Genomic DNA, 26,571 nt, shown 5'->3' with positions numbered 1-26,571 from the left:
CCTGGCATGAAAATCTCTGACATCCTCCATATCGCGAAGCGCCGGGACATGCGGACGCTGAACACCCATCTGGCCGCACTCACGCCAGGAGATCGGGTCACGGCGCTCTTCCGGTCCGAAATGTACGGCCCGTTCGCAGTCAGCGGAGTGGTAGTGCGGTCCTGCGCGACGGGAGGGCTCCTCGTTGGTGGCTACGCCCTCGATACCGCGTCCGAGTCCCCGAAGCCCGTTCCCGACCTGGTCAAGATGACCATCGCGCCGATCGAAACTTCGAACATGCCAATAGCACTCGCCGATCTGAACCATGGCGATCTCGTACATGCCCACTTCGATCAGCACCCATACGGCTCTTACACCGTCACAGGCTTTGCTCGCGATGCACCGGTAGGTCGGGTTTTCGTCCTCGGCGCGAGATTGCTGACCAGGCCGGGATCCCGTCTGCCCACTGCGCACTTCACTGAAATCCAGCGCATTACCGACTCCCACGCGGTGGCCGTTCCTGCACGGATCGTCCGGTGGCCGGAACCAGACGGCGACTGACGACTTCCCACCCATGTGAACCACAGGGAGAAGACATGCACGGCTTCGCAATCGTCGACAGGCAACCGGTCGCCGACGCCAGCGCCATCTGGCAGACCACCCGCACCGAAAACCTCGTTCGCCACACCAATGCGGTGATCATCGAGCACAACGACCCTGAATACGACGTGCAAGTCCGGTCGCTCACAGCGAATCGGTGCGTAGTTCTCACTCAGGGCACCGAACCCCCGCCCAAGCTGGCGCACGCACAACATATCGAGTACCTGGACGACTTCATCGACCGAATCACTGCTCACCAAGGCCGCATCCTCGAGGCGATCGCGGACTATTCACCGCGCGAAAAGACGAAGCTGATTTCTCCGCGATTCACGCCGGTCCCAGTGCTCGCCGCACCCGAGGCCGACGAACCTCGGTGCCGCGCGCTGGCGGTCGACAACTATGTCTGCGCGGTGTGGACGACATGGCTGTCGGCCGAGGAACAACGCGTCCGCCGGCCGGTGTCGCCGAAGACCGGCAAGTCACCTTGGATCATGACGCCAGACCTCAACAGCCGAACCATCGCAGAGTTTCCAGCCGGTTTCGCCGAAGGTATGAATCCCAACCCGCGGTAGCCCGACCGTAACGGCAAGTGATCACAGGTCATCCGCAGCGACACGCACCACTCAGCCTGTCGGGTACGACATCGCAGGATGGACACCGTTCCGCGGCCACCACTCTCACCGTATTATCAGCCGCCCGCAGTCGGGCAATCCGCGCTGGCCGCCCCTTCTGAACATTGGCGGGCATCTGGCGGGCGCGTCTATTTGCCGCGATCCGTTGGAAAATCGCTCTGACCTCAGCCCTGTCCAGCTCCCCGTAACCCGCTGCTCGGACGGCCCGTTGGTACTGCCCGAAGGTTGGCTCTGGGTCATCGCGAAGGACGCCTAGAACGATCGCCTCAACGGCAGTACGCCTCTCGTCACCGGAGAGGACCTTGGCAGGTGGCGAAACCTGCCGGTCGCCGCCCTGCGTAGCCCGCGCATTCCGCCCCTTTACCGCGGCCTTACGTCGCTTCGCTCTACTTCCACGACGGGGTTCACCAGTTGCGCGCTGTTCTTGGACCGCACCGAATTCGAACGGATCGCGCGGATCGTCGTTTGCCGGATCGAACCGCGGATCTTGATCGCCTCGGTGCGCCCGATTCGCATACCAGTCACGTACCATCGCGGCCCCGCTTCGTCCGAATATCAGCTCGCGCCCTTCGCGCATTCCCCGACATTACAAGTGACGACCGACACATGTATGGCAAAGCATCAAGCGGAGAGTTTACGAACTGCCGACCGGACGCACCACCGATGCGGCGGGCGTCCGGCCACGGGTCACATCCGTTGTGGCGCCGCCATCCCCAATTGGCCCAACCCGAGCTCCAACGTTCGAGCAGTCAACTGGCACAGCGCGATTCGATTCGAGCGAATCGGCTCATCGGCCGCGATAACCGGGCACGTGTCGTAGAAGGTCGTGTAAGCGCGAGCCAGATCGTAGAGATAACCGGCCAGGCGGTGCGGTTCCAACACCTCGGCCACCTCGGCCAGCACAGTTCCGTAGCCGTCCAGAGCCAAAGCGAGCTCTCGCTCTGCTGGTTCGAGTGGGCCGGCAGTGTCGACCGTGGCCTGCGTCGCGGTGTGAGCCTTACGCAGGATCGAGCAGACACGGGCGTGGGCATACTGCAGGTAGACGCCGGTATTGCCGTTGAGCGTCGTCATCCGGTCCAGGTCGAAGCTGTAATCCTTGACCCGCGACGTCGACAGATCTGCGTACTTGACCGCACCGATTCCCGATTGCTCAGCGATGGTGTCGAGCTCGGCAGCAGAAAGGTCCGGATTCTTCTCAGCGACGACGGCACGGACACGTGCGGCGGCCTCGTCGAGCAAGCCCATCAACCGAACCGTTCCGCCCGCACGGGTTTTGAACGGTTTGCCATCTGGTCCCAAGATCGTGCCGTAAGCGACGTGATCGACTTGGATCGCCTCGGTAAGCCAACCCACCCGTCGAGCCGCTTCGAAGATCAGCTGAAAGTGCAGAGCCTGTCGCGAATCGGTGACATACAGCAGCCGATCCGCGTGCAGCGAGGCAATGCGGTACCGGATAGTCGCCAAGTCGGTGCTGTCGTAGCCGTAGCCACCGTCGCGTTTGCGAGCCATCAGCACAACAGGCTGATCATCAGGGCCTGTGACCTGCTCGGACAACACAACGATCGCGCCGTCGCTGTCAACTGCTACGCCCTTGTCGATGAGTTCGGTGACGGTCTCAGCGAGCTGGTCGTTGTAGAACGACTCACCGACGTAGTCATCCGGGTTGAGCAGAACACCGAGCCGGTCATAGATCGCACCGAACGCTTTCTCGGACTCGGCGACGATCTCGCGCCACCGCGCAACGGTGTCAGGGTCGCCGGCTTGCAGTGCAACAACGCGGTTTCGTGCCCGGTCAGCAAAGGCAGGATCGGAGTCGAACTGGGCGCGGGCGGCCTTGTACAGGCCGTCCAGTGCCGACACCGAACTGGTCTCGGCATCGAGTTCTTCAGTGTGCCATGGTGATTCAGGATGCTCATCGATGTACTGGATGAGCATCCCGAACTGGGTCCCCCAATCGCCGAGGTGATTCGCACGCACGACATCAGCACCGAGGAACCCGAAAACCCGGGCCAAGCTGTCACCGATGATCGTGGTCCGCAGATGCCCGACGTGCATTTCTTTCGCCACGTTCGGCGCGGAGTAGTCGATGACCACCCGATGCCCGTTCTCGGTGGTCGGCACACCGAGACGATCGTCGGCCAGCCGCGCGGCGACGCTTTCCCAGATCGCCCGATCAGCGAGAGAAATATTCAGAAACCCTGGTCCCGATACCTGCACATCGGCGATCACACCATCAGCGAGATCGAGACTGGCTGCGAGCTCACCACCGAGTTGAGCCGGCGGCATACCGACCTTCTTCGCCAACGGCAGCGCAGCGTTGGATTGAAAGTCGGCCCGATCGGATCGTCGCACCACCGGGTCCGCATCCGCCATTTCCGGGCGGACTCGCACGATCGCCTCCGACACAGCGGCAGCAACACGTCCGAGCAGCGGCACAATACCGGCAGAGCTCACCTTGGATTCCTTTCGGTGGGGATGGTGAACCCATTGTCGCAGGTGCGTCATGCGGCGTGACCAGGACCGACCTGTTCGTCGCGGACATGGCATCGGCGAAACCGCGCACCGTCGATCACCTCGACCAGATTCCGGGCGACCAGCGATGCCAGTCCGGACTGAACGGTCGAGCACAGGCGAGCGCCCGGGGTGTAGCCCAGGAAGTCTTTGCCACGCTCTCCTCCGGGCCCTTCGATGAGTGCACGTACGGCGTCGAGCACGGTCACTTCGGGTCCCCCCAGCATCGAAATTGCGAGCGCTGCGATCGCCTGCTCCGCCCTCGCCCGGTCAGCGCGATACCGCGCCACGCTTCCGCCGAGGAACACGTGTTCACTGGTCAGAGCGTTGAGAATGAGTCGTTGGGCAAAGGCCGGCGAATTCAACCAGCGTCGGTCGGCAACGACAGGATCCGGGCTGAGCCCACCGCTGATTCTTGAGAAGCACCGCAATCCAACTGCGCTGTCGACATCGGAATAGGTCGCGAACAGCTTTGTCTCGTAATCGACTTCCGTGTCACTGCGTAGCCCGAAGTCATCGTGGATCTTGCAGACAGCGGCAATTAGGTCGTTCATGATGTGACAACCGGGGCGATGCCGTCCAACCAACACCAGATCCAGGTCCGAGTCCGAGTAACCAGCGCCGACGGCCTGCGAGCCGTACGCCAATCCGTAGCCGCCGACCGGGGTCGTGATGCGACATAGCTGCGCCGCGGCGGCAAACAGTTCGGGAGTCACGACGCCAACCCGTCCGGAAGCGATGCACGCGGATGCGCGACTGCGTGGAAGTCGATGAAATGGACCCCACTCGGCAGCGCGACACCACCTTCCGGCATTTCGTATCGGTCGATGAACTCTTCCACGTCCCGCTGGAGTTCGAGGTCGTCGAGCAGTTTGGGGTGGTGCTTGAAATGGACGCCGAAGAACCATTCCCGGGCAGATTCACGTGTGGGAGCCCACGCCACTCCCCCGAGCCGCGTGTGGGTCAGTGTGCCGTCGCCGCGGTTCTCGGCCTCGCGAAGCGCGTCGATCAGGACGTGCCGGGTGTAAGCGCGGCCGCCGCCTGGGAATGGCGCGACTGTTTCCCACGCCTGTGTCACCAACTGCTGTTCCGGACTTTCGGCGTCGAACAACATGGCCAGCAAATGCCCGCCCGGGGCTGTCAGCTCAACCAGGTCGAGCACGAACTTCCGCGCGTGCTCTGCCGCGACGGCCTGGTCACCCCGTGGCTGCACGCCCGCCGACGACAGCTCCTCGAAGAACTCGCCGATCGGGTAGCTCAACGACCAGAACGCCGTTACCAGGTCGAAGGTCGCCGCTCGGTCGGCCGCGAGCAGGGAGGTCACGGCGTCGCTGGTGTCCGCGCAGATCGTTTGGGCGTCGGGGAACTTCTGCGCGACCGCGGCCACCATCGTTTCGCTGTAATCGGCCAGCACAAGATTTCGGGCGTAGGGTGCGATCGCGTCAGTGATTCGGCCTGTGCCGCAGCCGAATTCGACAACGTTCAACGCTGCACGCGGTGCCGCATGGTGTTCGGTGAGCCAGTCCGCGACCAAGTCGATGTCTTCGGTGCCGCCGTAGAAATGCTGCAACAGCAGCTTGTCGTAGGTGCCTGCCGTCTCGTAAACCGCGCGAAAACTCGAGTTCGTCATGCTGCTTGTTCCTCCAGATCCGAGGCGAGATTGTCGAGGTAGGCGAGAACTTCGTGCATATGGGATTCGGTGAGCCCAGGGTTGTTGGCCATGAACCGCAGCGGATACACGACCGATCCTTTTCGTAGGCGCCCCAGGTCATCCGGCAACGTGAATTGGTGCAGGTGCCAGCGGCCTTCGGCGAGGATCCGCTCATGGAGGGCGATGTTGAGCTGATTGACGCGGCCCAGCGCAGGCTCGTCGATACGGCCGAGCATGCTTCCCGCCGGTAGGTAGGCGAAGACAACCGCCGCCAGGTCTGGGTCGTTGAGCCGAACCAGCCGTGGGTGCGCGTCGACCAACTCAGCGAATCGTCGAGTCAGCTTCTGTCGATGGTCGGCAAGTTCCGCGAGTCCCGCTCGGCCGCGGCCGAGCATCATCATCCACAGCTTCAGCGACATCCATCCCTTGGTGCCGATGAACGGAGTGACCTGTCCGAAGGCGAAGTCTTCCTGCATGATCAGATCCGAGTAGGTCGAGATCGTCCGCAGCACAGCAGGTTTACGCACCAGCAGTGCGCTCAGCCCGTAGGGCACGGCCATGATCTTGTGCGGGTCCACGGTGATGCTGTCGAACTCGGCGATGCCGTCGATCTTGTCCCGCAAGTTCGGGCTGAACGCCGCAAGCAGCCCCCAGCACGCGTCCGCGTGCAACCAAATGCTCGGATCGACTGCTCGCACGAGATCGTGCACGGCCCTCAGATCCTCGACCGTCTGGGTTCGACTGTCACCGGCATAGGCGACCACCGCCATCACGCGATCACCATTCTCTCGCAAGGCTCGGGCGAGTTCGTCTCTGTCGTAACGGAATCCGTCGGTGGGAACTTCGATCACCTGCGCCCCGCACCCGATCCACGTCAACGCTGCCTTCACGCTGTAGTGTCCGATCCCCTTCGGAACTACCACTGCCATCCGGCCCGGGTTGGTAACACCCGTCTGCATCGTGCCCGGCGCTTTCGCTTCCCTGGCCAGCATCATCGCGACGGTGTTGCTGGTCGTCCCGCCGGGAGTGACCATGCCACCCACATCCCACACCGTGTGCACCGCATCGACCGGTGGATTCGCGTAACCGAGCAGGTCTCGCAGCCATCGCAACACGGCGATCTCGACAAATGTGGCGCTCGGGCTGTCGAACGACTGGTTGATCATGTTCTGCTGCGTCAGCACTGCCAGCGCGCTGCCCATCAGAGCGAGCTGGTCATCGCCGGTGTCACCGAAACCCATGAACCGTGGCGATGCCTCGTTCTTGCACAGGGGCAGCACATGATTCACAAACTCGGCCAGGACCTCCCCACCGGTCATGGACTGCACCGGGAGCTCAGTGACCAGCAGGTCTCGGATCTCGCGTGCTGTGCTTCGCCGACCGAATATCTCGGGGCGGGCCTTGAACTGCAAACCGATATCGACCGCGCGGTGCAACAAGCCGGTCGTTGTTGTCTCTGAATTCTTCACTGCCCCAGCGTCTCTCCGACCAGGGCTAGGGTTCCAACAACAGGCTGCTGTACAACAGCCTGTTGTATCGGGTCAGGGCAGGTCAGCGATCGCCAACCGAAGGGCTGCGGCACCTGCGGCTTGGATCGGATGCTCCGCGATGACCTGCTCGACCCGCTCAGAAGTGAAGGGCTGCAACTCGAGCACACGCCCCTCGTCGTTGTCGGCCACGATCTCGCCGAACAGTTCATCGAAGACCGGTCCGTCGATGATCACGGCAGTCAGCAGGTCCGTGGCGAAGCTCAGCGGATCGACGCCAAGGCCTAAGCAGTAGGCCTCGACCGATCCGTCGTCGAGGCCCTCCGTGAGCTTGGAGGCGAATTCCCATGACTCGTAGCCGATCGGGGCTTGCTCGCTGCCGTGGTCCTCATCGGCGCCACACAGTTCCTCGGAGAACTCACGGATCATGTTGCGCCAAAGGGAGAAGTCGTTTCCCGTGTTCCACTCGGCGTACCCCGAGGGCTGGAAGATGCCGACCGGAACTACCTGATACATCCCGCCGGCGTGTCCGACCTTTCGTGGGTCACGCCAGTGCAGGAGGAACGACCGGTTGCCGGTGTCGACATCGCGCCGGATTGTGAGCGTGCTGATCGCGAGGTTCGCACGACGCTGCCCGAGGTCGCATGGGTCGGTGATCGCAGCGCGTACGCCTGGTGCGACCTGTCCGTCGCGGTAGGCAACCGCGAACTCGTGAGCAGCCGCTTCTCCCACATCCACACTGTCGAAGTAGTGCCCCAAGCTAAATCTCAGAGTTGGCAATTGACCAGCCAGCTCCGCATGGAGCAACCGGTAAGTCGGCCGATTCTCGAAGACTGTCGGTGCCGCGACATCGCCGACGACTGCGGAATATGTCTCATACTCACCACCGTCGGCGCGCACAGGAAGGACAGAACTTCGCGGTGGCTGGGCCGGGAACGACAGAGCTTCCGTGGGGGACCAATCCAACCTAATGTCGTTCACCGGAATTGGCGAAGTCGGCAGCCACTCGCGTCGTGCGAGTAGCGCGGAATCAGCCACACGGTGCGCATCTGGATACTCCCCCGCCGCGGCAAGGTCCAGTTCGGTCCGGTGTTCACGCAGATAGGAGCGGGTTCGGGCCCACGCCTGCTCGCTGTCGGTCAGGGTGCGCGATTGCGTGGGCATGTGATCTCCAGATTCCTCAGCTGATCAAGCTGTGTCGATGCTGCCATGCCAACGCCAAGCACGCTGCTCCCGGCGCGGCCATGGGCTCGGCTTCCAGCATCCGCGTCACCGACTCCTCGGTGAACGGCACTCCATCGGCGGCTCGGCCATCACCGATGCTGACTACCTCACCTTCCTCGTTGAACTGCACCATCGTGCCGAAGATTTCGTCGAATACGTCGTCGTCGATGACGACGACAGTGAGCAACGTGGCAGCCAATGTCAACGCGTCGAGCCCGAACCCGAGTAGATGCGCGGTGACTTTTCCTTGCGCACGAGCCGCACTGAGCTGCTGATAGAACGACCAATTCGCGTAGTCGATCGGAACACTTCGTGTCCCGTCGTGTTCTGGATGGCCGAGCACCTCTTCGGAATACTCCCGAACCATGTTGCGCCACAGTGAGAAATCGTTGCGGCGGTCCCACAACCCCATGCTCGACGGCTGGAATTCACCTGCCGGAATCACGTCATAGACCCCGGCCGCGGTCGCGACACGAGAAGGGTCACGCCAGTGCAGCAGGAACGACGGCGGTGCTGGGAACCTGCGAAGCCGGATCGTCAACGTGGTGATCGCGGGGATGATCGCGCGCCGTGCCGGATCGAACGGATCTCCGATGAGCTCACGGAAAGGCAACCTGCCCCTCAAGTCCGAAACGTCGGCGGTCGGATGAGCCAGACAAGCCGCAGCCAACTCGTGCGCGAGTGCCTCGCTGACATCGAGTTTGTCGAAGTAGCTGGCCAGTCCGAAGCCCAATGCGCCGGATGTGACGGTGCCACCGAGATACCGGTAGCTCGGTCTCGACTCGAAGAGTTGCGGCGGGTCAAGATGTTTCACCGCTGCGGAATACGTCTCGTAGGCGAGCCCTGGAACGCGCAGCGGGCGCACGGGCGCGGTCTCTCCCTCGGCTCCGGTGATCTCGGCGAGTTGCGGTCCCTCATCGAGTTCGAGACGAATCGAATCCAAATCCATTGGGGCAGCGGGCATCCAACCGTCGCGAGTGATCAGCGATGTCCTCGGAAGCCGGTACTCGTCCGGATACCACGCGGTCGCCAGTCTCGCCAGGTCGTCGCGGTGGTGATTCAACCAGTTGCGTTGAACTCGCCACCGACCTCGACTGGTGGCCACCGCGGGAGTGTCATCGGCGCCCGCACGGCGGTGAGCGCGGCCCGCGATTCCGAGTTCTTCGGGAGGAATCCCCAGAACTCGCGCGAACCCTTGCCGTTGCTCCAGCGTGGCCTTGCGCGTTCCCTTCTCGACCTGACTCAGGAACTGCTGAGTGATCCCCAACGCATCAGCGACCACGGCCTGATTGGCCCCGCCCGCAAGCCGGTACTCACGAACAACCTGGCCGACCGTCGGCGCCGCAACGCCGTCCCCGTCGCGCCGCAACCACCCGGACGTCTGCATCCCATCCACGATCGGCTCCTCCCCAGCCAGTTCGTGACCGTTGAGATTCCCGGTCGATGACCATTCGAGCAGATAAAGGGGATCCTGTCAGCGCTTTTCGGGGCTGAGCACCCGCCCGTTTTGCAGGCAGCCGAGTTCCGGTCACCAACGCCGTCAACATCGTTGGAGTGATGGGTAAGCGGATCGCGTTTCAGATCAAGCAGACCTACCCGGACGATTACCTGTTCCCACCGGCCGCCGAATTCGCGCCGAACCTCGCTGAGGCTGCGCCGTAGGTCGTGCTCATAATTGACCCTCCCGGTTATGGCGAGGTGTGTACAGCCTGATCATCGCGAGTCACCACGCGGTAGCCTTGGCGTCGGGTGCCCGCCGGTCGGTTACATCGAGACGGGTGGTCCCGTTGACTCGAAAGGAACGCGATGTCTTGGCGCGATACCACCCCTGAACCGGTCCAAGACGATGTGGACAACCTCCTCGATTCCGCGCTGACGCTGGCAGGAGAGCACCTGCGGGATCGGGGCGAATTCTTCCCGTTCGGGCTTGCTGTCGACCGGAAGGGCGGCGTCCGAGTCATTGATATCGACGCGCCAGATGCACAACAGGCCAAGCCGATGATCTTCACTGCGCTGTCACGAATGCGGGGTGACCTGCGGGCCGCGGCGGTGGTGACCGACGTGGCGCTACCGGAGACGGCATCCAGTGGTATCGAGATCCATCTCGAGCACGCCCATGGGATCGCAATCGGAGTGATCGAGCCCTACAGTCTTGCCGACGGGACACTCGAGGCCGAACCGTTGGAAGGTCACACTGCCATTCGTGCTGTGTGGTGAAGTCCGCTTGAATCAGCTCTGATCGTGGTCGAGAATCCGTTTGGCGAGCTGGCGCATCCGAGGCTTGTCCGCACTCAGGAATGGCTCGATTTGTTCGCGCACACCTTGCGCCCGCATTTTCGCCAAGGCCTCCAGCGCATTTCCTTCGACAGATTCATCGTCGACAAGGCTGAGCGCGACGGTGGCAGCCTCGGGGTGACGTGATTTGCCGAGCCAGGTCACGACCATTCCACGACTACGACCGAAGGCGCGGTCGGACGCTATAGCTGCCAAAGCATCGAAGTGTTCCTTTCCAGCCGGAATGTCGAACAGGGCATTGCCTGCCGCCCACCGCGTATCTAGCCCGATAATCTTGGCGTGGTCGAACTGGGATATCAGCGCTGGTATCGCAACCGATTTGCGGGATTCCTTGACACCGAGGGCTCTGACAATCATCAGCCTGGCCATGTCGCGGCCTCGGGTTTCATCACCGGGCCAACGGGTTTCGAGCTCGACAAGCCAACCCGAGAGCACACCGATTATCTTCTCGTCGACTGGCTTGTCCGGGAACTGAAAAATCGTCCGGGCGTATCCACCTGCGCATTGATAATCAGCAAGCAGTTCACTTCCGGCCCGATCGTCGGTTGGTGTCAACTTCGGAAATCCATTCTCACGTGTTTTATCTTGCCTTGGTTGACCAAGCTCTGCATCTCGGTGGTCAGGTGGGTGTTGTTATCAGTGATCAGGAAAAATTCATAACCTCGCCGATCACAGTATGCTAGTTCATCCCTGATTTGATCGGTCAGACCCTGATTCTGCACATTCTTGACCTCGGTGAGTCGCTGCTGTCCGTGATCGAGCCTGCGCTTTGCGCCGCTCATCCAACATCTCGAGCGACGTGGCCTCGTCACCGCTTGTTGGGGAGACATCACCGGTTCGGCGGTCGCCGCGAAGGTCCGCATCGACAGCATCAAAGCCAACGAAGCTTCTGCGCAGGTACTGGACGGAGTCCCGGTCACGTGCCCTCGACTCGGTCCCGAATTGCCTGATCCGCTCGCGTATGACCTCACGGCGGCAAGGCCGCTGCTCGAACCACTTCCGCTTGTTCAACCCGTTTCGAATCCCTTGCCAGCTGAACCACCGGACGGCTCGATCATTCGCTTCGGCCGGGGCAGCTACAACTATGTAGCGGTCCGGCACGGCTCAAGCTGGGAGACGACGTCCACGAGCATCGGTGACCCGATCGACCAGGTGATGTCGTGGCCGAACCTGGGCTCGAGACTCCGCAAGTTCGATATCGCAACAGGATTCGCTCCGATAGACCGCCACGGCGATGCCCAGACCCGCCAATCCCTCGCTGTCGTCCGGTTCACCGCGGGCGGCCACTATCTGGCGGCGATCAATATCACCCCCAGGGGAAGCGAGAACAGCACTTGGTACACGACGGTGACCGAATCGATCGCGGACCGATTGCCCTTGAGCAGCTACACGAGTTGGCCAGAGATCGCCCAGCACGGGCAGCACATCCAAGTCGTATCCGAGTGGACATCGATCGGCTGACCGATCATCTGCGTTGCCAGTTGTTACGGCCGGTCGGGTCGATGAATCATCGTCAGTTCAATCTGCGGTGCAGATCTATTTTTCGATATCACGACCGAACATCATGCACGACAGCCGATTCCGGCCACGCCGCGACTACTGCGTACGACATGAGACATCCTCTAAGGCCACTGGCCTGCGACCTGCTCGATAGTCTGCCGCCCTCGGTCGCCGAAAATTGCCGACCGAGCGTAGAGATATCGTAGCCATCAGTCCCGCGATTCTTCGAATCCGTTTGTCCAATAATCTACATCGACCACATAACGTTGTACGACAAAACTATCGGGATAATCGCAGAATCCTGGCGCAGCCCTAAGCCGTACAGCAGCCGCTCGTGCATCACCTTCCGACAAATACACACCGATCCGCTTGGACTCTTCAGTGCCATCCCTCGTCACGTAAGTATGTTCGAGCAGATACGCCGACTCCATAAAAGCTCCTCAGATAGTTCGTTCATACACCTGCGGAAACAAATCCGCCAGTCCAATGATCTTTACCCACCGTGTACTTATCCACACTGAAATTGTCAGGGCGGTCACGAAATCCCGGCAAATTCTTCATTCGATCCACCGCGTCGTTCGCTTTCGATTCCGACGAGTACAGCCCGATTGTGCGGATCACTTCCTCTCCATCTTCCAATTCATACCAGTGGTCGACAATGAATACCTCGTCCATTCAAATCTCCATCAACGCGCTACTTGGGGTCTTGCCAGGCACGATCACCATATTTCTTGATCTTGTTGAACTCACTCTTCGGCCCTGTCCCCTCCCAGTTTCCGGGCCCGTACTGCTCATCCATCAGACGACGCGCATACTCTTTCCCACCTTCACCTACGAACGGCGGTCGCCCCTTGGCCCAGCTTGGCACATCATCTGCCTTTTCTTTACCTGAGCCAGAGGTCGGCACCTTCTTGGGCCGATCGACCGGGACAGCGTCGTCATTGGCCGCGATGTAGACGGCCATGCCCGCGATGGCCGTGACTGCCGCGCTGACACCGGCGTTGGTGAGGTCGGGTATCCCGGTGAATGCGCCGCTCGCAGTGCCCGCCACGACCACAGCGCCGAAGAGGGCCAGTAGGCGGCTGGCGGTCACAGTGTTCTTGATGATCAAGGCCGTGGCCTCGACGATCTCGACCGTGATCACCGCACCGCCTGCTGCCGCGCCGCCGGAGGCGAGTCCGGCGGTGAAGACCGCAGCGACCGCGACAACAGCGATGGTAATCCCGATAGCGGCAGCGACTTCGATACCAGCCTGCGCGACAGCGGCTTGAATCTCCGAGCGCATATCGGTGAGCGCGGAGTGATGCTCGGAAACAGGCGTGACCATGCCCTTGGCGGCTTCGGCTACGAGTTTTGCAGCCTGTTCGAGTTTGTTGAGCTTTTCGTCGATATCGATGATGTTCGGGTCAGTGCTGCCCTCGAACTTGGCGCCGACCCCTCTGATCCGGCCTTCGGCACCCGTGATGTAGTCGCTCTCAGCGAACTTCTTCCACGCATCGCGAGCCGTGGCGAGCTTGGTCGCGTCTCCGTTGGGGATCTTGCCGACCTTCTCGAGCAGCCCGACGACCGCACCCTCATCAAGGCCCGCGCCATTGTCACCCTTCGCGGTAACCGGCAGCGCCATGCCCGAGTCGTACAGTGGCTCAGACGCTGTCGGCCGCGCGGGTTCACTGCCGGAGACTTTGGCCCGGTTGGAGTGCCACCAGTTGTAACCGTTCGCTTCCAACACGTCGCCGTATCGGCGCAGCGCGTTCGCCAAAGTAGCGGTGAGCGTGACGATGTCGGCGGCGTTCTGGTCGTAGGCGGCAGTCCAGGACGAACACTTCTCGTGGTCACCGGCCATTCCGCCGCACTCGTTCTGGAGTGCGGCGTTCAGCGGTCCCAATGCGAGGCTGATGTCGTCGGCGAGTAGGTGACACTTCTTCCCGGCGTCGTAGTACATGCCGGAGTCGATGATCCAGGTCACCGCGCTACCCGCTCTGCAGCATCCGCTTGTTCATCTCCGCGGCGGAGGTGTAACGGCTATGCGCTGCTTTCGCCGCGTCGCTCATATCGCCGACGCCCTCAGCGAAAGTGCGTGCAGCCGCTATCCACTGCTGGTGTGCTACCTCGTAGGCATCCGCCGCTACACCCTCCCAGCTGGTGCCTTTCAACGTCGCGACGTGATCATCGACATCATCGAGATTGTCGGCGACGAAGCCTGCGAGCCCGGCCAGCCGGGCCACAATCTGGTCGAGTTGATCCATGTTCACCGAGAATTCCGAACCCATCACAGCTCCGGTAGATCGAGCCCGGCCATGTCCAGGGCATACGAACTCGTGGTGTCTTGACTCTGGTACGTGTCGGCGGTGACGCCGAGCTTCTCGGCCATCTCGGTCAAGGCGATGCAGATCTGGCTTCCGCCGCTGCTGGTTTCGGTCCAGCCTGTGCTGAACTCGTCGGCCGAATCGCCGACCCAGTCACTACTGAGCAGGGCTTCTACCTCACGACTCGCTGAATCCAACGCTGTCCGCAGCGTTTCCGCGATTCCATACACATACCGACCTACCGCGCGGACCTCGTCGGGCACGATCGCCAACGACTGACCGTCGCTCCCCCCAGGAGTGCTCATGCGGAGAGACGCTACCGGAGAGTAGTAGGGGGCTCAACCAGAGACCGCTTGCCGCTTGCAATCGGAGGGCAACGGGATGTGCCGGCCGAACGAGTCCATCGACAGCCGTATCCGGCGGGTAGCCGAGGCGCTGTGGACTGCCGAGTCACGGGCGCAGTCGGTCGACGTTCAACTTCACTCGGCAAGATCCTGGGTCCGTGGCCATCCCGGCCCCGGCTGCGGCGACATGAGACGTTACGCAGCACGAACCCGCTAGTATCGATTCAACTGCTCGGGCCCGAGACCGAGGGAGGAGGTGGCCCACATGGCGATGCCGGTACCTCACCACGACTATTGGACCGCCGCCGATCTCGATGATCTGCCCGAAGATGGACTGCGATACGAGGTGCTGAATGGCCAGCTCGTTGTGCATGCCGCCCCGAAACCACGTCACCAACTGCTGATCCAGCGCTTGGTTCGCGTTCTGGTCGATGCAGTACCTGCGGACTCGCTGGTGCTCGACGGAGTCGGCGTGATCATCGGAGATGACGAGCCGATTCCGGATGCGATGGTAACCACCGGCGCGGTCGACCTGGATGCCAGAGGCGTACCGGTCGCGCGGGTCGACCTGGTCGTGGAAGTGGTCTCGAGGTCGACAACCATGACCGACCGGGTCGTCAAGCCGATCATGTACAGCACAGCCGGCATCGCCTCCTACTGGCGATTCGAAATCAACCCTTTCGCGGGCCAGTTCCCCGGTGAAGATCTCCCGGTCCTTTTCGCCTACCGGCTCGGTCCCGACGGCGGATACGAACAAACCCACCGGGTGGCCGCGGGCGACACCGCCGACCTCCGCACACCGTTCCCGGTCACAATCACACCCGCGTCCCTGCTGCCCTGATCAGAGCGCGCACGGCTGCGGATCATTCCAATCCAAATTCTGAGTGCGAGTTACCAACTGACACAGCATGTCTCGGCCTATTAGATCCTCGACCACCGGAGCAGCAGAGGCCGAAGTATTGACGGTGCGATGCGGTCGCGTCGTAACGCGGTGGGAAGTGGACCACGGAATATGGCTGGCAGCCCGCCGCCGGTGAGCAGCAACAGCACTGACCGCACCGCCTCCATGGTGGAATTGCTGGTAGCTGCGCGGGTCGATGGAGAGTCTTCGCCACGATGGGAGCAAAGGTAACGGCGGCGTCACCGCGACCATCGAACCAACTCAAATCCCTCGGAGTCGGCGGCGCGGCGGGCTGATCGAGGTAAGCCAGGACGGTAACGGTTCGCGGGCGGCGAGCCACTCCTGGGGCACCCCGGTTCCAGTAGCGGTGCCGGTGTAGGCGGCGACGATCCCCCCTGCGATAGCGCAAGTGGTATCGATATCGCCGTCCGCTTCGATGCACGCGGCGACTGCTGCTGGGTAGTCGTCCAAATGCGTTGCCGCGGACCACAATGCGAACGGCACCGTGTCCTGCGCCTTCACTCGGGATCCGTTGCCCAGTTCGTGTGCGGCCTCGGCGATGGTTGCGCCGAGCAGGGCACGAGCGCGACGGATGCCGCGCGTCGTCTCGGTGGGTTCGAGCCGGTCCAGGACAGCGGTGAGGAATTCTGTTGCAGTGGGGACATTTTGGGTGCTGCGGACATGAGCCGCCTGACCAGCGGCAACCGCCACCGCGACCGCGCCGATCACTCCGTCAGGGTGCATATGGGTGACCTGTGCCGACCGAATCGCTTCGGCGACAACCCGTTGTGGATCGTCGAAGTAGTAGGCCCCCAGCGGAGCGACCCGCATGGCCGCGCCGTTGCCGCAGGAACCCTGACCTTCGAACGCCGCTGCTGCTACTTCTCGCCAGTGCGCACCATTTCGAATACGTCGAAGGGTCGTGACTGTCGCATGCCCGTAGTCGCGCTCCGGGGAGAAGCGGCGCGCGAAAGCCGCGGCCAGCCGATCCTGGTCGATGCACTGGTGGCGGCGTAGTTCGGCGACGAGGCTGCAGGCCATCTCGGTGTCATCGGTCCAATCCCACGGTGCTGGTGGAGGGTTGCCCGACCGAAGATCCGCGAGTGACCTACCCATGATGAAGAACTGTGCCCCCAGCGCATCGCCGACGGAGAGCCCATCGAGCGAATCGAGCATCAGCTCGACACGACCGATGGTGGAATCCGACCGCCGTCTCCATCCGATCACGGTATCGACAGTCTTCCGGGCTCGGGTGCCCAGACCGGCTGACCTGTATTTACCGCGGTGTAAGCGCCCACGATGTTGTCAGGGGTTGATCGGAGTGCCGATGGGATCGAACACTCGGCGCCCGTCTGGGGCGAGCCAGAAGCCTTCACTATCGCGGCGGTAGACCAGCACACCGTTCTCGTCGCGCCATTCACGTCCGTCGTGTGAGACCGTCCAATTCTCCTGGGGCGTGCCGGACCTGCCGTCATCTTTGATGTAGGTGACGTCGCGTGGGGCCGTGGGATCCAACGCACGCAGGCGCACCTGTGCGCGCATCTCCTCGAACGCTTCAAGTTGCTGCACTGCCCGCTCGTACTCTTCGTCGTTAGGGGTCGTCATGACTACCGGTTACCTCTCGACCATCTAGATCACGATCCGGCCCGTCGCGGGGTCCAAATACTTGTAGTGCACAGTGAATTGGCTGTTCGACGAGAACAGTACTTCGTCGTCGGTGCCGAGCGGCGTGCCAGTGTCGGGTCGGAGTCGGTGCGTCCGTTCTTGGACACAAGGGTTCTGTGCACTATTTGTCAGCCGACGGATGCCCTGCCGACAGGTCACATCCGCTGTGGTGCCGCGATTCCCAACTGTCCCTAATCCGAGTTCTAGAGTACGAGAGGACAACTGTAACAATGCTATTCGGTCTGATCGGATCGTTCGTCGGCGGTCATGACCGGGCACGAGTCGTAGAAACCGGTGTAGACGCGGGCAAGTTCGTAGAGATAACCCGCCAGCCGGTGTGGCTCCAACGTATCGGCCACCTCGATGAGAACAGTCCCGTAGCCGTCGAGGCGCAAGGCGAGTTCCCGCTCGGCTGGTTCGAGTGGACCGCAACATAGACGTGAGCTGAGGTTTCGGCCTCGGCTTTGCGCAGGATCGAGTTGACCCGGGCGTGCGCATACTGCAGGTAGATGCCAGTGTCGACGGCCGAGAAGATGTGATCGATCCCACTTTTACGCTTCACTATGGAACCGACTGGCGCCCAACGCCGTCCAACTCTGGTGTGAGGAGCAATCGTGTGGCAACGTGCTCGGCGCACCATCGAGGGAAGGAACACATCGAAGTGTCAGCGAACTGGATCTGCCCCGTCAAACATCGGAAGGCGAGCTCGGTCCCCGTTCTTGCGGCTCTCGCAGTGCTCGGTCTCGCCACCTCCGCGTGCGGGTCCTCTGACTCGGAGTCCGACACGGCACAAACTACATCGACTTCTGCCGCCCAGGTCGCCGTGGCGCCTGCGCCCACGATGTCCGAAGGCGACCTCAGCGTCGCTCTCGATCCTTGCACTGTCAGCGACGCGACGATCTCAGAGATCGGCTTCGACCCGAGCACGCGCGACCGCTCCCCCGGCGAGATCGTGAGCGGCATGTACACCGCCATCGGCTGTACGTTCTCGAAGTCGGCATCCGACGGAGGGCCGATGACTGGGCGACTCACCGTCCTGTCAACGTCCACCACGCTCGCCGAGATCAAGACCCAGGACGCGAAGGACCCCGTCAGTAACGCAGCGGTAGATGGGCGTCCAGCAGTCACCTATCGACCCAGTTTCCCCAACTCGTGCACGACGGCGATCGAAACAACCGACGGAACCCTCACGATCGAGGCGGCCGAATACCCCCGAACGGCTGCTGACGGGTCTCCGGCCCCTGGAGCCCCTGACCCGTGCGGGACCATCGAGACGACCGCGGCTGCGCTCGCTCGATCGCTGAAGTAGGCCACCGCAGTGATCGAAACCCTTCGCAAGTTCGGCCTGCTCGGGCCAGCGGGTCGGCTGTTGGCGGCGCTGGTCGTTGTCGTTGTCGGTCTGCTGGCCGTCGTCTGGGTCGGCAATCCGTTCCTGAACCGGGCAGACCCCGACCGACCTGCGGCATGGACGATGGAACCGCCGCCACCCCCGCGCACGACATCGGTGGTGCCACCGCCACCGGGATTTCCGACGATGGAATTTCCGCCGCCGATGCCCTCAGCTGAACCTGGCCGTCCGCAACTCGTTCCGACTCGATTCGGGTTGAGCTACGCCGTCCCCTCGGGCAAGGACTGGAAGGCAAGCAACCAGCTGGTTTTCGGATGGTCCGACCGCGGCGGGCAGATCGCGACATTCGGTGCAGGCAGCCAGTTTCGGCGCGGCTACTGCGGTGACGACGACGGCGCGGACCGGGCAATGGTCGGCATGAGCGGCCGCAACGGAGTCGACCTCGACACCGCCGCACGCGAGGCGGTCACCAATGCCGAGCTGGTCTTCGCGGACGACGAAACCGGACGCAAGCCTCGAGTAGAAATCACCGGGCCGTTCGACAGCACGGTGTCGGGGCAGCCGGCGCGGCGATACACCGCCACCGTTTCGGAGATTCCCGAGACCGACTCCTGCTCGCCTGACCAGGCGGTATACGAGATCATCGCCACCACTGGATACGCGAGCGCCGAAGTAGCGCTTCTGCTCGTCACCCGCGACGTCGGCACCGACGACGCGCTGCCCGCCGCTGAAGCCGAAACGATCCTGCAGTCCCTGCAGAAGACTGACAAATAGGAACCCAGATGGCAGAGACTTTCAAGGCCGTACCAGCCGAGATCGCCGGACTGAGCAATCTCGTCAAGGACATCGGCGACGATGGTGGCAAGATCGCGACCTTCGTCAGCACCAATGCACCGCCGCAGGGCGCGCTGTTCACCGGAGTCATCATCAGTGACCTGCTGACGCCTCTGCAGGGACTGTGCAACATGACGCATGGCCGAATGAACGACATCTCAGTACACACCGCGAGCACGTCGATCGAGCTGAACAAAGCTGCCTGGATGTACCACGACCAAGACATGCGGACCTACCAGGCGCTGAACAACCATACGCAGGATGTCCCCAGCGCCGCCTCCACGGATGTCGGCACAACGGTCGAAAAGCAAGGGCAGACCGAGGCGTACGGCGCACCCGCCGCCTATTCGAAACCGGAGTCCATCTCCCTCGATCCACCGACGGTCAACCAGGAAGACACAGCGGCACTGATCGGCCAAGTGTCGCCGGTACTGCATGACATCAACGAGTCCATCAAAAGCGTGACGCGCACGGCGGGAAACGAGATCGACCCGCTCGTCCTGGTGCTCAAGCCCATCGAGGGAAACTGGAACGAAGTGCGCCGCATCGGCGAGGTGTACAAGATCGCCGGCAACGCGATGGAAGCATCGGGCAAGAATCTCGAGAACGGCGTGTCACGCGTCGGACAGCATTGGGATGGCAAGGCCGCGATCTCCTTCGAGCAAGGATGGGCCAAAACACAGGTCGAGGCGATGAAATGGGAGGGTCCTGTCGGTCGCGTTACATCGGATCTCTTCTCGAGCCTCGCGGATGAAATTCGCGAGGGAGTCCGGCGTGCTATCACAGCGCTGAAGGAAATGATCGAGGATTACATCGACGTCAAGTCGGTCAAAGGTATTTTCAAGAACGTCATCAAGAAAGTCCCCGGAATCGGTTGGGCTGTAGAGGTCGTGGACCTCGGGCACAAGATCTACACAATTGTGTCCACGGTCAAGAAGATTGTCGACAAGATCGAAGAGACGAAGAACAAGCTGAAGGAGTACCTCGCTTTTCTGTCCAATCCGACGCAGGTGGCAGCGGACAAGCTGAACGACACACTGCAACCGACGCTTCGCCGCGTGGCGGTTGGCCAGGACCTCGCCCAGGTCGCGCAGTACAACAAGACGACGGATCGCCCGCGAGAAAGCTACGAGGTAGGCGCCGGAACGAACCCATGGGATAACGGATGAGGCCACAGTGGCAGAGCGCCTCTGAGCCCAATCTGGACCCTGCCGTCGAGGCGGCTGCGGCCCCGGTGCGTGACGCTATCGGCGACCTGCGGACCGCGCGCATCCAAGCCGAGAACATGGACGTCCACGCGATCCTTACCGAGCCGACGCTGGTCACCGAAGAGTTCATGTCGAACTTGGCGAGCCTGCCGCAGGCCTCCCCGGAGCTGCAGGCCTACGGCCTACGAGTCGGTGATGGCGAATGCCGGTGGCCCGAAATCGAATCGGCGGGACGTCCGGTACCTCCAGAAGTGGCCGATCTGAAAACGTCACCCTCGTTCATTTGGCGCTGGGATCCCGAACCGCCCGCCACTGATCCCCCGTCGTGGCCACCGACGGACGACCAGCCGAAACACCCCGGCGAAAAGGTCGCCAGCCCTACCGACTGGCCCGACGACTTCGACGATTACCCGCATCAGAAGTCTTGGCTGATCTGACGGCAGAACTGTGCCCTGCAGTGGACATCTCCACACCTGACGATTTGTTTCGAACCCACTCCAGCCCAAGTTCTTTCACTTACTAGGTGCTCCTAAAAGCGAAAGGAATTCACAGATTCGATTTTGAATTTCCCCCGAACTCGCAGGTCCTGTCGGTGGTGCGGCGTAGTGTCACGCGTGTCGGCGTTGCGGTGACCAATCGGAGGTTCGCGATGGACGTGCTGCTCGGAATCGGAACACGTAAGGGCTTGTTTCTGGCTCGTAGTCGGGACGGGCGGGCGAGTTGGACCGTGTCGCCGCCGCAGTTCCCGGTGGCGGATGTCAAAGCGTTGGCAATCGATACTCGGCGGGGGACGCCGTGGGTGCTTGCCGGGGTGTTGAACAGTCATTTCGGGCCGACGTTGGTGGTCAGTGATGATCTCGGGGAGACGTGGAGCGAGCCGGATGACGCGCCGCTGGCGTTTCCCGAGGACACCGGGGCTGCGCTGGGCGGCGTGTGGCAGATTGCGCCTGCCACGGATGCCGAGCCGGATGTTGTGTACGCGGGCGTCGAACCGTCGGCGTTGTTCCGGTCGGCTGATCGGGGTCGGACGTTCGAGCTGGTCCGGGGGTTGTGGGAGCATCCGCATCGGCCGCAGTGGGAGCCCGGTGGTGGCGGGTTGGCTTTGCATACTGTGCTGCCGCATCCGGTTGATACGCAGCGGATGGCGGTGGCCATGTCCACGGGTGGGGTTTATCAGACTGCCGATGGCGGGGAATCGTGGACGCCGACGAACAAGGGGGTTACCGCGGACTTCATGCCCGGCGAGTTGCCGGAGTGGGGGCAGTGCGTGCACAAGGTTGCCGTTGATGCCGAGTCGCCCAGCACCATGTATCTGCAGAACCACGGCGGTGTGTTTCGCAGTACCGATGCGGGGGTGAGTTGGCAGTCGATCGATGGTGGGTTACCGCCGTCGAACTTCGGCTTCCCGATCGTCGCGCATCCGCGCCGGCCCGGCGTGATCTACACCTTCCCGCTGGTGGCGGACATGGAGCGCTTCCGCTTTCCGCCCGATGCCACCTGCGCGGTGTATCGCAGTGAAGATGGCGGCGAGACGTGGTCGAAGCAGAACGATGGGCTGCCGCAGGTGCCGTTCTGGGCTGCGGTCATGCGTGATGCGATGTGCGCCGACGACGCCGACCCGACCGGGATCTACTTCGGCACTCGCAACGGCGAAGTGTATTGCAGTGCGGATGAAGGCGATCATTGGCAGCTCGTGGCCGACAAGCTGCCCGACGTGCTGTGCGTGCGCGCCGCGGTTATCGGGTGACGCGATGGCTCGCGTGTGCTTGCCCTCCATGCTTCGCACCTACGTCGATGGCGCGAAGGAACTCGATATCGACGGTGCGACGCTGCAGCAGGTCCTCGATAGGCTGCGCGAACGATCACCTGGCTTAGAACGTCGCCTCCGCGATGAACGTGGGGCATTACGCCGGTACGTGAACTTCTACATCGACGGTGACGAATGCCGTCTGCTCGACGGCCAGGACACCGCCGTCGGCGCACGCACCGAGGTGATGATCATTCCATCGGTGGCCGGTGGATGAGCCATATTACGTTGGGACACAATTGATTACCGATAGTAGGGTGTGGCCTGCACCCAGTGGAACCCCCGTGAGACCGCCGGGTACTGCGCGAGGTCGACCTGGTCCAGTTGCATTCGTACCGGACGTCCGCCGAGCGTGCCATCCAGGATCAGCCGATCCGGTTGTGGCTGAACGTAATTGAATGTCGCGATCTTCCACTGGTGTGCGGTGTCTTTCGACAGCGTGATGGTGTGCTGGTCGGTGTCGATGCGAGCAGGGAAGGAGACCAGTGAATCGTCGAGTCGCTGCACGGTCATGCCCTGCGGGATGTCGAAGATGATGCGGCGGAATCGTTCGGATGCGTTGGGCATTCCGCTGTTGGCGGGCGGCTCGCGGAAGTCGACCAGTGCTGGCACCTGCTCTCCGGCGACCGAGTATTCGGTGACGTTCCAGATGCCGTACAGCGGGGACTTGGGTCGGGCATTGCCGTAGGTGTGCCAGCCGTCGTATGCCTCGACGGTCGTGGCGCAGAGCAACCAAACACCCATCAGGACCTGGGCTGCCAACAGAATTCGGTTGCCACGCGGTGTGGTGAGCAGAGGTGTCGATGTCCGCGCGTCGACGGCGCGGCCGAGCAGAGTCCGAACGATCCGGGCAATGTCAGGGGCCGCCAAAACTATTGCAAACAAGCACAATTGCAGAGCGAACAACTTCACCGGCACATCGAAGCTGAGATTCATCAGGAGCACCTGCAGTGCAACGACAACGGCGAGTACAGAGCCGATCCCCGCGGTCACCGGCAGGATAAGCAGAAGCCCCGCAACAACTTCCGCTGCACCCAGGGCCATCTCGTACGGCTCCGACAGCGATGACTGTGCCCACAACACCGCCATCGGACTCATGTGGCCGAACGGTTCGACCAACCGCTCGAGGTTGAACGACATCTGAGTCGGCAACACTTTGATCATCCCGTACAGCAACAGCGCGCTGGCCAGAGAAATGCGCAACAGCAGCCGGAACCACTCGTACAGGCGCGCGTAGTTCGGCCGGTGGCGATCGAGCACCGACCACGCGGCGGTAACCGGCACGGCAACCAGGACCAGGGTGAAAACAGACACCCATTTCGCCGCGGTATCTCCACTGCCGGTCACCGCGTAATCGATGGGTACGTCGAAGATGTGCGTGCCGACCCAGTCGGTGAGCGGATGTAGCGCCGTCCATTTGGCGACCTCGGTCACCGCCCCCTGCGAAACACCGAGGGTGCGCAGCAACGCGTGCAGCAGCCACACCCCCGCCATCCCGACACCGACAACAACGAACCCGAACCGGAAGAGCACGCGAACCGCCGGATGCCACCGCTCCACGGCTTCCCGCCCGACGCCAACGACCTCGGGCTCCCGCTGCGCCAACACCCCTGTAACCATCCATCACTCCTACGGTCGAAAGCCGTCCGGGTGAAACGCTATGGCAGCGGGGATAGCCGGGAAATCCGGCAAAACCGCTGCCCCGAGCACTCGGGCCACATCTTCTCGGGGGTCGGCCGCCCGATCCGCCTGCCGTCTGAGCGGAAGTCAACTATGTTGTTACTCAACGCATTACAGCTCCACCTGCGGTACGGAGCTGGTATCCGGAGGGGGATCGATGCCGAATATTCATCGCGAGCGGGTAGCACGGTGGGCGGAGCGCACACTCGCAGAACAGCGACAGTTGACACCTGACCAGAGGCGGTTCCTGGCAGGTCTACTCACCGTGCGCGGCTGGCACGTGCTCGTGGATCGCGGTTCGCCCGTGCCCGATCGGATCGCGGCGTTCGCGCTGGGACGCACGGGCGTTTTCGCACTCGTCTTCTGCGATGCGCTGCCCACCTCGACCGATGTGCTGAAGATCCGCGGCGATGCCGAGCAGACGTTCGCCAGGTTCGTTGTCGGCGGCGCCCAGTTCGTCCCGCATTCGGTCGACATCGTGCTGCTCATGCCGCGAGGCTCGCGGGCAGCGGCAGATGGCCGCTATCTCGTCGTCGATGAGACCAGCTTCGTCGACACTCTGACGCATCGTGCGAAGCGGCTGCGTGCGGAGCGCGTCAGTGAACTGGCCGCGACCGCCGCGGAAAAGCTGAGCACGCACAGCTACCTCTGCGCTGACGATGCGCCGCAACCCGAAGCCGTGGATGCCGGCGGGCTGTTCGACCAGGACGACCTGCGCGCCGACGCGAGGACGGCAGCACTTGCCCGACCGTTCAGCGATTGGATGACGTTCCTCGACCCAGATCAGCTCTCGCTCGTTCACGCCACATTTACCGGGCCCGCTCGGTTCAGCGGCCCGGCGGGCACCGGCAAGTCGGTCGTCGCACTGCACCGCATGGCGCACTTCGCCAAGCGAAGTCCGGGACGACTGCTGTTCACGACGTTCGTCAGAAGCCTGCCTACCTACCACGAGCGAGGCTTCGCGCAGTTGGCGCCGCACACGGTGGATCGTGCCCAGTTCAAGGGCCTGCACGCCTGGGCGACCGCGTTCCTCCGCCGTCGCAGAGTCGAGTTCGACCTCGACAACGCCGCGATCAAGGACGCGTTCAGCAAGGCTTGGCGGGGCGCCGGCGGGGTGTTGGAGCGGGTCGAGGGTACCGATCGCGGCTACTGGAAGGACGAGATCGATAGGGTGATCAAGGGCCGTAGGGTCACCGACCTTGCGGCATACAAGCGCGTGAAGAGGGTGGGCCGTGAAGGTATCAGCCTCCGGTCTTCCCGTCGTCAATTCGTCTGGGAGCACCTGTATCTGCCCTATCAGGAAGTCCTGGACGCCCAGCAGGTCCACGACTTCAACGACGTCATCTCGCTGGCCGTCGACGAACTTCGAGCACGACCGCTCGACAGTACTGAGGCGTACTCCATGGTCGTCGTCGACGAGGTGCAGGACTTCACTCTCACGCAGTTGCAGTTGGTGCACCAGATAGCGGGCGGCGATTCCGATGCTCAACTTCTCCTGGTCGGTGACGGACAGCAGCAGGTCTACGCCGGCGGCTGCACGCTGTCCGAGGCCGGGATCCCCCTCGCCGGTGGTCGTGGCCGCGTACTGCGCACGAATTACCGCAATCGTGAGGCGGTGCTGCGATATTCACAGCGCATCGATGCGGGCAACACCGTCGATGATCTCGACGGCGGCGCCGGCGTCATCCTCCGTGACAGCGATCCGACTCTGTCGGACGGTCATGCGGAAGATGTGCACGTCTCGCGCCGCGATATCGACCGTCTACTCCCCCTTGCGATCCGCGAGGCACAGATACGGCCGGATTCCGAGGTTGCGGTGATCGTGAACTGGCCGAACGAGGTCTTTCGCTATTTGCGAGTGCTGCGCAGGGCCGGTATCGACGCCATCGCGTTGGAGAACGACGACGGCTCGCAAGTCGTACCGGTCAAGGTCGGCACGGTGCGCCGCGCGAAGGGGATGGATTTCGCGGCGGTCTTTCACATCACCGAGGAACCGCCATCCGACCTCGCCGAGCTGCCCGGAGGTGCCAGGGATCGCGCCGAGATGCTCGCCAGACAGCTGCTCGTCGCCACCAGCCGCGCCCGTGACTATCTCTGGGTCGCCTACCTGTCGGACTGAATTGGAAGGTCGGGACTCTGCACGACGACCCGCACACATGGCTCATCCGGCCGCGAATGCTGCAGTCCGACAACCGGATTCCAGGGTCCGATCGTTCTAACGCAAAAAGGCCCTCCAACCGAAGTTGGAGGGCCTCTCGCAAAGATGTTCCGGCAGTGTCCTACTCTCCCACACCCTGTCGAGTGCAGTACCATCGGCGCAGATGAGCTTAGCTTCCGGGTTCGGAATGGGACCGGGCGTTTCCCCACCGCTATAACTACCGTAACACTATGAAACCAGACAGCGCTCCCCTCGAGGGGTTTGCTGCAGTGTCTGTTGTTTCAGAAACCGCACAGTGGACGCGTAACACCTTTGTAGTAAGCCCTCGGCCTATTAGTACCAGTCACCTACACCAGTTACCTGGCTTCCAATTCTGGCCTATCAACCCCATGGTCTGTAGGGGGCCTTAACCCATCAAGTGGGAGAGAAACCTCATCTTGG

27 protein-coding genes, 2 rRNA genes and 1 pseudogene are annotated in these 26,571 nt (G+C 62.4%); 12 read left to right on the top strand and 18 right to left on the bottom strand.

From position 1 onward, the window contains the following. Positions 1 to 6 precede the first annotated feature (6 nt). Both ACLJPD_RS28965 and ACLJPD_RS28960 read left to right on the top strand, forming a co-directional pair. The gene (locus ACLJPD_RS28965; RefSeq protein ID WP_410876370.1) at positions 7 to 540 is read left to right on the top strand and encodes a hypothetical protein; all 534 of its coding nucleotides are present in this window, start codon (positions 7 to 9) and stop codon (positions 538 to 540) included. Positions 541 to 575: 35 nt separating this feature from the next. Further along, a complete protein-coding gene (locus ACLJPD_RS28960) occupies positions 576 to 1,151 on the top strand; it encodes a hypothetical protein (RefSeq protein WP_410876368.1) in 576 nt (191 codons plus the stop codon). 747 nt (positions 1,152 to 1,898) lie between these two features. On the opposite strand, the gene argS is transcribed toward ACLJPD_RS28960, so the two are convergent. The 6 genes from argS to ACLJPD_RS28930 all read right to left on the bottom strand — a co-directional run bounded on the left by argS (position 1,899) and on the right by ACLJPD_RS28930 (position 9,471). Next, positions 1,899 to 3,665 (bottom strand): arginine--tRNA ligase, encoded by a 1,767-nt coding sequence (gene argS, locus ACLJPD_RS28955; protein WP_410876367.1) that lies wholly within the window; start codon positions 3,663 to 3,665, stop codon positions 1,899 to 1,901. Between the two features lie 47 nt (positions 3,666 to 3,712). Then, complete coding sequence (locus ACLJPD_RS28950; protein WP_410876366.1) at positions 3,713 to 4,438, bottom strand: hypothetical protein; 726 nt, start codon at positions 4,436 to 4,438, stop codon at positions 3,713 to 3,715. Beyond that, entirely contained in the window at positions 4,435 to 5,352 is a 918-nt protein-coding gene (locus ACLJPD_RS28945) for a methyltransferase (protein WP_410876365.1), read from the bottom strand. The genes ACLJPD_RS28950 and ACLJPD_RS28945 overlap by 4 nt, the downstream gene beginning before the upstream one ends. After that, complete coding sequence (locus tag ACLJPD_RS28940; RefSeq protein ID WP_410876364.1) at positions 5,349 to 6,842, bottom strand: pyridoxal phosphate-dependent decarboxylase family protein; 1,494 nt, start codon at positions 6,840 to 6,842, stop codon at positions 5,349 to 5,351. The genes ACLJPD_RS28945 and ACLJPD_RS28940 overlap by 4 nt, the downstream gene beginning before the upstream one ends. A 72-nt stretch (positions 6,843 to 6,914) precedes the next feature. After that, the gene (locus ACLJPD_RS28935; RefSeq protein WP_410876363.1) at positions 6,915 to 8,024 is read right to left on the bottom strand and encodes a hypothetical protein; all 1,110 of its coding nucleotides are present in this window, start codon (positions 8,022 to 8,024) and stop codon (positions 6,915 to 6,917) included. Positions 8,025 to 8,040: 16 nt separating this feature from the next. Beyond that, complete coding sequence (locus ACLJPD_RS28930; RefSeq protein WP_410876549.1) at positions 8,041 to 9,471, bottom strand: helix-turn-helix domain-containing protein; 1,431 nt, start codon at positions 9,469 to 9,471, stop codon at positions 8,041 to 8,043. Positions 9,472 to 9,932: 461 nt separating this feature from the next. Between ACLJPD_RS28930 and ACLJPD_RS28925 the strand changes: the two genes are divergently transcribed. Beyond that, positions 9,933 to 10,301: a hypothetical protein gene (locus ACLJPD_RS28925; protein WP_410876362.1), complete on the top strand. Its 369-nt coding sequence runs from the start codon at positions 9,933 to 9,935 to the stop codon at positions 10,299 to 10,301. Positions 10,302 to 10,313: 12 nt separating this feature from the next. Here the strand turns inward: ACLJPD_RS28925 and ACLJPD_RS28920 are convergent, their stop codons facing one another. Further along, entirely contained in the window at positions 10,314 to 10,934 is a 621-nt protein-coding gene (locus ACLJPD_RS28920) for a HEAT repeat domain-containing protein (RefSeq protein ID WP_410876361.1), read from the bottom strand. Continuing rightward, a complete protein-coding gene (locus ACLJPD_RS28915; protein WP_410876548.1) occupies positions 10,931 to 11,251 on the bottom strand; it encodes a putative toxin in 321 nt (106 codons plus the stop codon). The genes ACLJPD_RS28920 and ACLJPD_RS28915 overlap by 4 nt, the downstream gene beginning before the upstream one ends. Before the next feature lie 70 nt (positions 11,252 to 11,321). Between ACLJPD_RS28915 and ACLJPD_RS28910 the strand changes: the two genes are divergently transcribed. Then, positions 11,322 to 11,840, top strand: coding sequence for a hypothetical protein (locus ACLJPD_RS28910; protein WP_410876359.1), 519 nt, complete (start codon positions 11,322 to 11,324; stop codon positions 11,838 to 11,840). A 492-nt stretch (positions 11,841 to 12,332) separates the two neighbouring features. Here the strand turns inward: ACLJPD_RS28910 and ACLJPD_RS28905 are convergent, their stop codons facing one another. Genes ACLJPD_RS28905 through ACLJPD_RS28890 form a run of 4 tightly spaced genes read right to left on the bottom strand, consistent with a single transcriptional unit; the run spans position 12,333 to position 14,490 of the window. After that, positions 12,333 to 12,554, bottom strand: a complete 222-nt coding sequence (locus ACLJPD_RS28905; RefSeq protein ID WP_410876358.1) for a hypothetical protein — start codon at positions 12,552 to 12,554, stop codon at positions 12,333 to 12,335. Positions 12,555 to 12,573: 19 nt separating this feature from the next. Continuing rightward, on the bottom strand, positions 12,574 to 13,845 hold the full coding sequence (locus ACLJPD_RS28900; RefSeq protein ID WP_410876356.1) for a hypothetical protein: 1,272 nt from the start codon (positions 13,843 to 13,845) through the stop codon (positions 12,574 to 12,576). 4 nt (positions 13,846 to 13,849) lie between these two features. Beyond that, entirely contained in the window at positions 13,850 to 14,125 is a 276-nt protein-coding gene (locus tag ACLJPD_RS28895; RefSeq protein WP_410876354.1) for a WXG100 family type VII secretion target, read from the bottom strand. Positions 14,126 to 14,148: 23 nt separating this feature from the next. Further along, on the bottom strand, positions 14,149 to 14,490 hold the full coding sequence (locus ACLJPD_RS28890; protein ID WP_410876353.1) for a WXG100 family type VII secretion target: 342 nt from the start codon (positions 14,488 to 14,490) through the stop codon (positions 14,149 to 14,151). Between the two features lie 304 nt (positions 14,491 to 14,794). Here ACLJPD_RS28890 and ACLJPD_RS28885 point away from each other — a divergent pair, with 304 nt between their 5' ends. After that, positions 14,795 to 15,370: a Uma2 family endonuclease gene (locus ACLJPD_RS28885; RefSeq protein WP_410876351.1), complete on the top strand. Its 576-nt coding sequence runs from the start codon at positions 14,795 to 14,797 to the stop codon at positions 15,368 to 15,370. Between the two features lie 321 nt (positions 15,371 to 15,691). On the opposite strand, the gene ACLJPD_RS28880 is transcribed toward ACLJPD_RS28885, so the two are convergent. The 3 genes and pseudogenes from ACLJPD_RS28880 to ACLJPD_RS28870 form a co-directional block, all read right to left on the bottom strand. Next, positions 15,692 to 16,657, bottom strand: a complete 966-nt coding sequence (locus tag ACLJPD_RS28880; RefSeq protein WP_410876349.1) for an ADP-ribosylglycohydrolase family protein — start codon at positions 16,655 to 16,657, stop codon at positions 15,692 to 15,694. Between the two features lie 78 nt (positions 16,658 to 16,735). Beyond that, a complete protein-coding gene (locus ACLJPD_RS28875; RefSeq protein WP_410876347.1) occupies positions 16,736 to 17,035 on the bottom strand; it encodes a hypothetical protein in 300 nt (99 codons plus the stop codon). Between the two features lie 293 nt (positions 17,036 to 17,328). Beyond that, positions 17,329 to 17,505: pseudogene (locus ACLJPD_RS28870) on the bottom strand (DALR anticodon-binding domain-containing protein); the annotation flags it as partial. A gap of 80 nt (positions 17,506 to 17,585) precedes the next feature. On the opposite strand from ACLJPD_RS28870, the gene ACLJPD_RS28865 reads away from it, so the two are divergent. From ACLJPD_RS28865 to ACLJPD_RS28840, 6 genes are all read left to right on the top strand, one after another. After that, entirely contained in the window at positions 17,586 to 18,404 is an 819-nt protein-coding gene (locus ACLJPD_RS28865) for a DUF3558 domain-containing protein (protein ID WP_410876345.1), read from the top strand. Positions 18,405 to 18,413: 9 nt separating this feature from the next. After that, positions 18,414 to 19,217 carry a hypothetical protein gene (locus ACLJPD_RS28860; RefSeq protein WP_410876343.1) on the top strand — a complete coding sequence of 268 codons (804 nt, stop codon included), beginning with the start codon at positions 18,414 to 18,416 and terminating at the stop codon, positions 19,215 to 19,217. Between the two features lie 8 nt (positions 19,218 to 19,225). After that, positions 19,226 to 20,446 (top strand): hypothetical protein, encoded by a 1,221-nt coding sequence (locus tag ACLJPD_RS28855; protein ID WP_410876341.1) that lies wholly within the window; start codon positions 19,226 to 19,228, stop codon positions 20,444 to 20,446. Then, positions 20,443 to 20,922, top strand: coding sequence for a hypothetical protein (locus ACLJPD_RS28850; RefSeq protein ID WP_410876339.1), 480 nt, complete (start codon positions 20,443 to 20,445; stop codon positions 20,920 to 20,922). Before ACLJPD_RS28855 ends, ACLJPD_RS28850 begins: the two co-directional genes overlap by 4 nt. A 212-nt stretch (positions 20,923 to 21,134) precedes the next feature. After that, positions 21,135 to 22,232, top strand: a complete 1,098-nt coding sequence (locus ACLJPD_RS28845; protein WP_410876338.1) for a WD40/YVTN/BNR-like repeat-containing protein — start codon at positions 21,135 to 21,137, stop codon at positions 22,230 to 22,232. Positions 22,233 to 22,260: 28 nt separating this feature from the next. Beyond that, on the top strand, positions 22,261 to 22,509 hold the full coding sequence (locus ACLJPD_RS28840; RefSeq protein WP_410876337.1) for a MoaD/ThiS family protein: 249 nt from the start codon (positions 22,261 to 22,263) through the stop codon (positions 22,507 to 22,509). A gap of 26 nt (positions 22,510 to 22,535) precedes the next feature. Here ACLJPD_RS28840 and ACLJPD_RS28835 read toward each other — a convergent pair whose 3' ends face one another. After that, positions 22,536 to 23,912 carry a DoxX family protein gene (locus ACLJPD_RS28835; protein ID WP_410876336.1) on the bottom strand — a complete coding sequence of 459 codons (1,377 nt, stop codon included), beginning with the start codon at positions 23,910 to 23,912 and terminating at the stop codon, positions 22,536 to 22,538. Positions 23,913 to 24,195: 283 nt separating this feature from the next. Between ACLJPD_RS28835 and ACLJPD_RS28830 the strand changes: the two genes are divergently transcribed. Next, positions 24,196 to 26,091 carry a UvrD-helicase domain-containing protein gene (locus tag ACLJPD_RS28830; RefSeq protein ID WP_410876335.1) on the top strand — a complete coding sequence of 632 codons (1,896 nt, stop codon included), beginning with the start codon at positions 24,196 to 24,198 and terminating at the stop codon, positions 26,089 to 26,091. Positions 26,092 to 26,238: 147 nt separating this feature from the next. On the opposite strand, the gene rrf is transcribed toward ACLJPD_RS28830, so the two are convergent. After that, a 5S ribosomal RNA gene (gene rrf, locus ACLJPD_RS28825) occupies positions 26,239 to 26,355 on the bottom strand. 88 nt (positions 26,356 to 26,443) lie between these two features. Next, positions 26,444 to 26,571 (bottom strand): 23S ribosomal RNA (locus ACLJPD_RS28820); the annotation flags it as partial.

The organism is Nocardia sp. A7 (assembly GCF_046549215.1).
GTDB lineage: Bacteria > Actinomycetota > Actinomycetes > Mycobacteriales > Mycobacteriaceae > Nocardia.
The sequence above is the reverse complement of the archived record's forward strand: the minus strand, read 5'-3'. Positions and strand labels throughout refer to the sequence as shown.

Bases quoted from the DNA above. Each gene is read 5' to 3' on its own strand.
- ACLJPD_RS28965 (WP_410876370.1), top strand. From the start codon at position 7: ATGAAAATCTCTGACATCCTCCATATCGCGAAGCGCCGGGACATGCGG.
- ACLJPD_RS28960 (WP_410876368.1), top strand. From the start codon at position 576: ATGCACGGCTTCGCAATCGTCGACAGGCAACCGGTCGCCGACGCCAGC.
- ACLJPD_RS28945 (WP_410876365.1), bottom strand. From the start codon at position 5,352: ATGACGAACTCGAGTTTTCGCGCGGTTTACGAGACGGCAGGCACCTAC.
- ACLJPD_RS28935 (WP_410876363.1), bottom strand. From the start codon at position 8,024: ATGCCCACGCAATCGCGCACCCTGACCGACAGCGAGCAGGCGTGGGCC.
- ACLJPD_RS28930 (WP_410876549.1), bottom strand. From the start codon at position 9,471: ATGCAGACGTCCGGGTGGTTGCGGCGCGACGGGGACGGCGTTGCGGCG.
- ACLJPD_RS28915 (WP_410876548.1), bottom strand. From the start codon at position 11,251: ATGCTGTCGATGCGGACCTTCGCGGCGACCGCCGAACCGGTGATGTCT.
- ACLJPD_RS28905 (WP_410876358.1), bottom strand. From the start codon at position 12,554: ATGGACGAGGTATTCATTGTCGACCACTGGTATGAATTGGAAGATGGA.
- ACLJPD_RS28895 (WP_410876354.1), bottom strand. From the start codon at position 14,125: ATGGATCAACTCGACCAGATTGTGGCCCGGCTGGCCGGGCTCGCAGGC.
- ACLJPD_RS28890 (WP_410876353.1), bottom strand. From the start codon at position 14,490: ATGAGCACTCCTGGGGGGAGCGACGGTCAGTCGTTGGCGATCGTGCCC.
- ACLJPD_RS28885 (WP_410876351.1), top strand. From the start codon at position 14,795: ATGGCGATGCCGGTACCTCACCACGACTATTGGACCGCCGCCGATCTC.
- ACLJPD_RS28875 (WP_410876347.1), bottom strand. From the start codon at position 17,035: ATGACGACCCCTAACGACGAAGAGTACGAGCGGGCAGTGCAGCAACTT.
- ACLJPD_RS28855 (WP_410876341.1), top strand. From the start codon at position 19,226: ATGGCAGAGACTTTCAAGGCCGTACCAGCCGAGATCGCCGGACTGAGC.
- ACLJPD_RS28850 (WP_410876339.1), top strand. From the start codon at position 20,443: ATGAGGCCACAGTGGCAGAGCGCCTCTGAGCCCAATCTGGACCCTGCC.
- ACLJPD_RS28845 (WP_410876338.1), top strand. From the start codon at position 21,135: ATGGACGTGCTGCTCGGAATCGGAACACGTAAGGGCTTGTTTCTGGCT.
- ACLJPD_RS28840 (WP_410876337.1), top strand. From the start codon at position 22,261: ATGCTTCGCACCTACGTCGATGGCGCGAAGGAACTCGATATCGACGGT.
- ACLJPD_RS28835 (WP_410876336.1), bottom strand. From the start codon at position 23,912: ATGGTTACAGGGGTGTTGGCGCAGCGGGAGCCCGAGGTCGTTGGCGTC.